Source organism: Bradyrhizobium sp. PRIMUS42 (genome assembly GCF_023006515.1).
In the GTDB taxonomy this organism is placed as follows: Bacteria; Pseudomonadota; Alphaproteobacteria; order Rhizobiales; family Xanthobacteraceae; genus Bradyrhizobium.
On the sequence record NZ_JALBGZ010000326.1, the window covers coordinates 1 to 6,934 of the forward strand.

Annotated in this window: 8 protein-coding genes; 1 reads left to right on the top strand and 7 read right to left on the bottom strand. The window is 63.1% G+C overall.

Translation table 11 applies throughout. The features are described from left to right. The 4 genes from MOV75_RS22170 to MOV75_RS22185 form a co-directional block, all read right to left on the bottom strand. Positions 1-935 (bottom strand): tripartite tricarboxylate transporter permease (locus MOV75_RS22170; RefSeq protein WP_247006615.1); only part of this gene is annotated, 935 nt, incomplete at its 3' end. A 43-nt stretch (positions 936-978) separates the two neighbouring features. After that, a complete protein-coding gene (locus MOV75_RS22175; protein ID WP_246929606.1) occupies positions 979-1,476 on the bottom strand; it encodes a tripartite tricarboxylate transporter TctB family protein in 498 nt (165 codons plus the stop codon). 85 nt (positions 1,477-1,561) lie between these two features. After that, positions 1,562-2,527 carry a tripartite tricarboxylate transporter substrate binding protein gene (locus MOV75_RS22180; RefSeq protein ID WP_246929620.1) on the bottom strand — a complete coding sequence of 322 codons (966 nt, stop codon included), beginning with the start codon at positions 2,525-2,527 and terminating at the stop codon, positions 1,562-1,564. Between the two features lie 505 nt (positions 2,528-3,032). Further along, entirely contained in the window at positions 3,033-3,170 is a 138-nt protein-coding gene (locus MOV75_RS22185) for a hypothetical protein (RefSeq protein WP_164934547.1), read from the bottom strand. A gap of 354 nt (positions 3,171-3,524) precedes the next feature. Here MOV75_RS22185 and MOV75_RS22190 point away from each other — a divergent pair, with 354 nt between their 5' ends. Further along, the gene (locus tag MOV75_RS22190) at positions 3,525-4,856 is read left to right on the top strand and encodes an Hsp70 family protein (RefSeq protein ID WP_246929608.1); all 1,332 of its coding nucleotides are present in this window, start codon (positions 3,525-3,527) and stop codon (positions 4,854-4,856) included. 135 nt (positions 4,857-4,991) lie between these two features. On the opposite strand, the gene MOV75_RS22195 is transcribed toward MOV75_RS22190, so the two are convergent. From MOV75_RS22195 to MOV75_RS22205, 3 genes are all read right to left on the bottom strand, one after another. Continuing rightward, positions 4,992-5,435, bottom strand: a complete 444-nt coding sequence (locus tag MOV75_RS22195; RefSeq protein ID WP_200454286.1) for an SRPBCC family protein — start codon at positions 5,433-5,435, stop codon at positions 4,992-4,994. A 337-nt stretch (positions 5,436-5,772) separates the two neighbouring features. Next, complete coding sequence (locus MOV75_RS22200; protein WP_246929610.1) at positions 5,773-5,970, bottom strand: hypothetical protein; 198 nt, start codon at positions 5,968-5,970, stop codon at positions 5,773-5,775. A gap of 291 nt (positions 5,971-6,261) precedes the next feature. After that, positions 6,262-6,934: CoA transferase (locus MOV75_RS22205; RefSeq protein ID WP_247006616.1), on the bottom strand; the 673-nt coding region annotated here is incomplete at its 5' end.

Sequence of the window (6,934 nt, forward strand, 5' to 3'; positions counted from 1 at the left end):
CCCGCGGCGTGCGCGGCCGTCTCCGGCGCGATCACGCCTTCGATCTCACCCTTGCCGAAATTGTTGCCGCGGCGGGACAGGCGCTTGGCGATGCCGTAGCTCATGAAGGAGGCCGGCGTTGCGCCGGCGGGCGTGACGCCCATCCAGCATCCGATCAGGCAGGAGCGCAGCGAGGTCATCCAGTAGGTAGGAAGCTCTCGCCAGGTCTGAATGACCACCCGAAGGTTGATGGTGGCGTTGCCACCGCGGAACGCCAGGCCTTCCTCCATCGTCAGCAGGATCTCGCCGATGCCGAACAGGCCGATCACTGCGATCAGGAAGTCGAATCCGTTGAGCAGCTCCGTGACGCCGAAAGTCAGCCGCAATTGTCCCGTGATCGAATCGAGGCCGACCGCCGCGAGTGCAAAGCCCATCATCATCGCCGCGATGGTCTTGAACGGTGGCTCCTTGCTGAGGCCGACAAAGCTGCAGAAGGCGAGGAAGTAGACCGCGAACTTCTCCGCCGGACCAAATCGCAGCGCGAAGCCGGCGACGAGGGGTGCGACCAGCGTGATCATGATGACGGCAAACAGCGCGCCGACGAAGGAGGAGGTGAAGGCGGCGGTCAGGGCTTCGCCGGGCTTGCCCTGTTGCGCCATCGGATAACCGTCGAAGGTGGTTGCCACGGACCAGGGCTCGCCGGGTATGTTGAACAGGATCGAGGTGATGGCGCCGCCGAACAACGCGCCCCAATAGATGCAGGACAGCATGATGATCGCCGAGGTCGGCGGCATGCTGAAGGTCAGGGGCAGGAGGATGGCGACGCCGTTGGCGCCCCCGAGCCCCGGCAGCACGCCGATGATGACGCCGAGCGTGATGCCGATGATCATCAGCATGATGTTGTAAGGCTGCAGGGCGACCGCGAAGCCGTGAAACAGATTGGCCAACTCTTCCATGTCGATACGTCCTGCAGCAATAACGGGGATGACGGCGCAGCTGTTACAGACCGAGCCATTCCTCGAGCGGCCCCTTGGGAAGCGGGACCAGGAACCAGCGCTCGAAAACCAGATAGGTCACGACCGGCATGCCGATAGCGACCGCGGCGACCGTCAGCCAGCGATAGCCGCCGAGCCAGCGCATGAACCAGGCGATGAAGACCATGGAGGCGACGTAGAGGCCGATGAACGGCATCGATCCGACATAGATCGTGGTGGGCACGACGACGCTCATGACCTGGCGAAGCTGTGCCCATTCTGCGAACAGCCGGCCGTCGTCGTCGCGCTGCGCGCTCCAAACGTTGATGGCGCTTGCGCCGACGATGGCGGCGCCGACATAGAAGGGGAAGAAGCCGGCACGCGGGCCCTCCGCGCCCCAGTTGATGCCGGCCTTCAGGCTGCCGAAGATCACGACCAGGCCGAAGGCGCCGATCAGCAGCGCCATGCCGATTTCCAGCGTCTTGTGCGCCGGGCCAGATGCGGATCCGGATCGTTCAGTCATGGGACCTCCAGGCGGAATTGCGGTCTTTCGCGGTCACGGCAGACGGGAGGACGACCAGCGTCCTCGGCCGCCGTCGATATCCCCGTCAATTTGCCGACGCGAGGAAGCCCGCGTCCTTCATCAAGCCCTCGTGGCGCTTCTCCTCCGCCTCGATCCACTTGGCGTAGTCGGCGCCAGCCAGGAACGTCGTGTTGAAGGCGCCGCTCTTCATGAAATCCTGCCATTCCGGCGTGGCGCGGACCTTCTTGAACAGCTCGACGTAATATTCGACCTGATCCTTGGTGGCCTTGGGCGACATGAAGATGCCGCGCAGCATGAGATATTCCATTGCGAGGCCCTGCGACTTGCAGGTCGGAATATCCTTCCAGGCCTTGCCCTCGGCGATCGGCTCGTCATAGGCCATCGGCTGGGCGTCGAAGACGCAGAGCGGACGGAGCTTGCCGCCGCGCCATTGCGCGACCGCCTCGATCGGATTGTTGACGGTCGAATCGACGTGATTGCCGACGAGCTGAACGGCGACTTCGCCGCCGCCCTTGTAGGGAATGTAGGTGAACTTCGCCTCGATCGCCTTCTCGATGCCGACCGTGATGATCTGGTCTTCCTGCTTGGAGCCGGTGCCGCCCATCTTGAATGAGCCGGCCGGCGCCTTCTTCGCCGCGTCGACGTAGTCCTTGACGGTGGCGTACGGCTTTTCGGCGTTCACCCAGAGCACGAATTCGTCGAGCGCCAGCATCGCCACCGGCGTCAAATCCTTCCAGTTGAACGGAATCCCCGTCGCCAGCGGCGTCGTGAACAGGTTCGACAGCGTGATGATGATCTTGTGAGGATTGCCCGACGACGTCTTCACATCCAGGAAGCCTTCGCCGCCCGCGCCGCCGGCCTTGTTGATGACCACCAGCGGCTGCTTCATCAGATTGTGCTTGGTGACGATGCCCTGGATGGTGCGTGCCATCTGATCGGCGCCGCCGCCAGTGCCCGCGGGCACGATGAATTCGACCGGACGGACCGGCTCCCAGGCCGCACGGCTTGCTGTGCTGCTGGCGCACGACATCGCGATTGCCGCCAGAGCGACATTCAGAACGAATGGCTTCATCTTGTTTCTCTCCCTGTCGAACCTCGAACGCAGCCGCTCTTTGTCGGCTTGCGTCAGCCCATCTCACTTCACGTGCCTGGGTCACCCTTGCGGTCGATCTCCCATGGCGGTCCCGATAGAAACTGTATGAGCAGGGACAACGCGCGGCATCCGCTCCTTTCGGCTAAGGTTCGCCAAGGTTCGCGGCAGATGTGCCCCTCGGCCGGTTCCCGCCTTGCGCTATATTTCCCCGCCTTACACCTTTGATTGTGCAATCCATTGTTCGTTGTCGAATGGTATGCGAGATGCCAGCGGACAAACAATCGGATCGGCAGGTACCCCGGCGGACCAATCGTCGCAGTTGTGCGCCGGGGAGCCAAGCAAGCACGCAAAAGCAAAATGGCCCCGATTGGGGCCATTTGCTCGCACGTAGTGTCTGCGGGATCTGCCGGCCTGCCGCTCGGCGGGGCGGGCAAGGCCTTGCTTACAGGCCGAAACGCGGCAGGTCGCCGTTGTGGTTGGAAATCTCGGCGCTCGCCATCAGAAGGCTGTCGATCGCGGCCATCAGGCGGGCGAACAGCGAGGAGGAGGGAGCGAGAGCAACGGAAGCGGTCTTGGACATCGGAAATTCCTTTCTTGAGACGGTCAGTCTTGCTGTCTCATTTCGAAGGGCAATCTATGTATACCAGATGCCACTGTCTATGATCTTGTTTGCATAGCAGCATGCGACGTCTCGCATTGCAGCATAATGCCGGGTTAACGGGGCCGTTTCGGACATAAAATTGCTGGTTCCTGTCGATTGCGGGGTCTTTCCATTGCCAAAAGGCCGGAAAGCGGGCCGAATCATCTGGTCCGAGGCGGGATCTCACGGCAGTCGATGCCAGGTTCCGGCCGCACTGCAATAGGCGGCCTTGGCACGGACATGCAAAGCGGCTAGTGGTCCGCCCCCTTATCCAATCAACTGTCAGAGTGGTTCATGTCGAGCGCCTCGCCCGCCGTCTCGATCGGCATCGATTTTGGGACCAGCAATACGGTCGTAGCCATCGCGGCGGACGACCGCCGGGTCGAAGCCATCCGCTTCGACCATGGCGGACAGCGCCACAGCGTCTACGTGTCGGCGCTGTGCTTCTGGGAGGACCGGCCGGGCGCCGGCGCCCAGGCCGAGGGCGGCCCGTGGGCGATCGAGCAGTTCCTCGAAGGCCGCCACGTCTACCGCTTCCTGCAGTCGTTCAAGACATTCGCTGCGAGCAGCAGCTTCAACACCACGCAAGTTTTCCGGCAGCGCTTCAAGTTCGAGGACATCCTGGCGGCATTCCTGCGAACGCTGGCGCGTCATGGCGGCGACAAATTCGGCTTCGAGACGTCGACCATCACGGTCGGCCGCCCCGTGCGCTTTGCCGGCGGCAATCCCGACGAGGTGCTGGCGATGCAGCGCTACCGCGCCGCGTTCGAGCGCCTTGGCGCCGGCCACGCTCGCTATGTCTACGAGCCCGTGGGGGCGGCGTTCTCCTTTGCCCGAAGGCTGGAGCGCGATGCCACCGTGCTGGTCGCGGATTTCGGCGGCGGTACCAGCGATTTCTCCGTGATGCGCTTCTCGCGCACGGGAGGTCACCTGCGCGCCGAGCCGCTCGGCCATGCCGGCATCGGCATCGCCGGCGACACGTTCGACTACCGCATCGTCGACCACGTCGTCTCGCCGCGCCTGGGCAAAGGCTCGAGCTTCCGCTCCTTCGACAAGGTGCTTCCGGTCCCCAGCGGCCACTACACCAACCTCGCGCGCTGGCATCAACTGGCGATGATGAAGAGCAACGGCGATCTGCGCGAGCTGCGGGAGCTTGCGCGCACCGCGCTGAAGCCGGAGCTGCTCGAGGATTTCATCACCATCGTCGATCTCGACCTTGGCTTTTCGCTGTATCGCGCGGTGTCCGATGCCAAGGTTGCGCTCTCAGTGCAGGACGAGGTCGACTTCCGTTTCAAAGGCGGCGGCGTCGACATCGGCGCAGCCATCACACGGAAGAATTTCGAGTCCTGGATCGCCGACGACATCGCCAGGCTGGGAGCCACCGTCGACAAGGTGCTTGGCGAGGCCGGTATCACCGCGCGCGAGGTGGAGAAGGTGTTCTTGACCGGCGGCACTTCTTTTGTGCCCGCCGTCCGAAAATTGTTCGCCGAACGGTTCGGCAACGAACGGCTGATGTCGGGCGACCAGTTCGAGTCGATCGCCTATGGCCTCGCGCTGATCGGACACAGTCCGGACCCGGATCGCTGGACGGCGGGGGGCGGAATTGGGGCGAAGGCGGGCGGGTAGCGATCGACGACGGAGCGCGCTCTTACCGGCGCCGTAGGGTGGGCAAAGCGAAGCGTGCCCACGTCCTGTACACGACTAGAGACGAATGGTGGGCACGGCGCAAGTGCGCCTTTGCCCACCTTACGAGACCCTTCGCTACTGATTGATCTCGGGCTCGACCAGCTTCGCCAGATTGCGCAGCGATTCCTGCCAGCCGAGATAGCAGGCTTCCGGCGGAATGACGTCGGGGATGCCGGCCTGCGTGATGTCGATCTCGGTGCCGACCGAGACCTTCTTCAGGATCACGGTGACCTGGATCTCACCTGGCAGATTGGGATCGTCGAACTTGTCGGTGTAGCGGAGACGTTCGCCCGGCACGAGCTCGAGATATTCGCCGCCGAACGAATGGCTGTTGCCCGTGGTGAAATTCCGGAACGACATCTTGAACGTGCCCCCGACCTTGGGCTCGAAATGGTGCACGGTGCAGGTGAAGCCGTTCGGCGGAAGCCATTTCGCCATCGCATCGGCCTCGAGGAAGGCGCGATAGACTTTCTCCGGGCTGGTGGCGAGAACGCGATGCAGGCGGACAGTGCTGGGCATGGTTGTTATCCTCAGTGTTTGATGGGCCCGAGATTGGCGTCTATGGCCCATTCATGTCACGAGGACGACCGGGGTGGCACCGATCCGACAGGGGTGTCGGATTTTTTTTGTTGGAGCATGGCGTCGGCGCATTGAGCTGGTCGAGATATCCCTTCGCTGTGACCTCGTATTGCTCCAGCTCGTACACCACGAAGAAGCCTTGGGCATCCGCCGTGCTGGTCCAACGCGATCCGCGCTCGTTCTCTCGATGCTCCAGGCCGAGGTCAGGCGTCGATTTCGGAAGCCTTCATCGGTATCGGTGCTGGGTGTGAGATCGTAACCAGCGACAGGACGTTTCCTATTCCGGCAGGTCTTTTCCGGGCAGGTCTTTCGACCTTGCCTCGCGGGCCAATCGCTCCGCCTTGAGTCGTTCGCGATTCTCGTTGAAGGAGTGCTGGTCCTTTGTATAGTCATTCATCGGCTTCTGCGCTTTAACAGGCTTGAACGCCTTGTTGGCTTCGCGCTTGGCGCGATCAGAGGATTGATCTCTCAACATTTCAGCCTCACTTCGATCAATGGGCGTGTCCCCGCGAGCGGTGACGAGGCGCCTCCCGCCGGCAAGCCGATATGGATTGCCTCCTCACCCTCTGCGGGGGAGGGTGGCTGTTTCTTCAGTGTGGGCGGGTCTATGGCGTGACGCTTGGTCACTCGCCGTGGAGGCGGTACGCTCGCACTTCTGAGAGCGATCCCGGTCGAAGAGTAACGGCCGGCCCGCGGTTCGGTTCCTTCGGCGCGAACAAAAAGGCCGCCGAAACCGGCGGCCTTCTCCTTTCCTTGCTCAATCCGCTTACTCAGCGGCCTGCTTCTGCGGCGGGTCGAGGGCGCCGGACTTGTGGATCTCGGCGACCTGATGGTCGCTGAAGCCGAGCACCGAGCGCAAGATCTCGTCGGTGTGCTCGCCGAGCAGCGGGGAGCGCTCGACGTCGCTCGGGCTATCCGACAGCTTGATCGGGTTGCCGACCGAGATGTACTTGCCGCGGGTGGGGTGGTCGACCTCGACCACGGTGCCGGTCGCGCGCAGCGACTGGTCCTCGGCGATCTCCTTCATCGACAGGATCGGGCCGCAGGGGATGTCGTCCTTGTTGAGGATTTCCATCGCCTCGAACTTGGTCTTGGTCATCGTCCACTGCTCGATGCGGGCGAAGATCTCGTTCAGCCGCGGCAGGCGGACGGCCGGCTTGGAATAGTTCGGGTCGGTCTTCCAGGTCGGCTCGCCGATCACGTCGCAGATCTTCTCCCAGACCGGGGCCTGGGTGATGAAGTAGATGTAGGCGTTGGGATCGGTCTCCCAGCCCTTGCACTTCAGGATGCGGCCGGGCTGGCCGCCGCCGGAATCGTTGCCGGCACGCGGCACGGCATCGCCGAACGGAATGCCTTCGCCGAACTGGCTGTATTCCTTGAGCGGGCCATGGGCGAGGCGCTGCTGGTCGCGCAGCTTGACGCGGGCGAGGTTGAGCACG

Coding starts and splice junctions, on each gene's coding strand:
- MOV75_RS22185 (WP_164934547.1), bottom strand. CDS start 3,170: ATGTCCAAGACCGCTTCCGTTGCTCTCGCTCCCTCCTCCTCGCTGTTC.
- MOV75_RS22200 (WP_246929610.1), bottom strand. CDS start 5,970: ATGTTGAGAGATCAATCCTCTGATCGCGCCAAGCGCGAAGCCAACAAG.
- MOV75_RS22190 (WP_246929608.1), top strand. CDS start 3,525: ATGTCGAGCGCCTCGCCCGCCGTCTCGATCGGCATCGATTTTGGGACC.
- MOV75_RS22175 (WP_246929606.1), bottom strand. CDS start 1,476: ATGACTGAACGATCCGGATCCGCATCTGGCCCGGCGCACAAGACGCTG.
- MOV75_RS22195 (WP_200454286.1), bottom strand. CDS start 5,435: ATGCCCAGCACTGTCCGCCTGCATCGCGTTCTCGCCACCAGCCCGGAG.
- MOV75_RS22180 (WP_246929620.1), bottom strand. CDS start 2,527: ATGTCGTGCGCCAGCAGCACAGCAAGCCGTGCGGCCTGGGAGCCGGTC.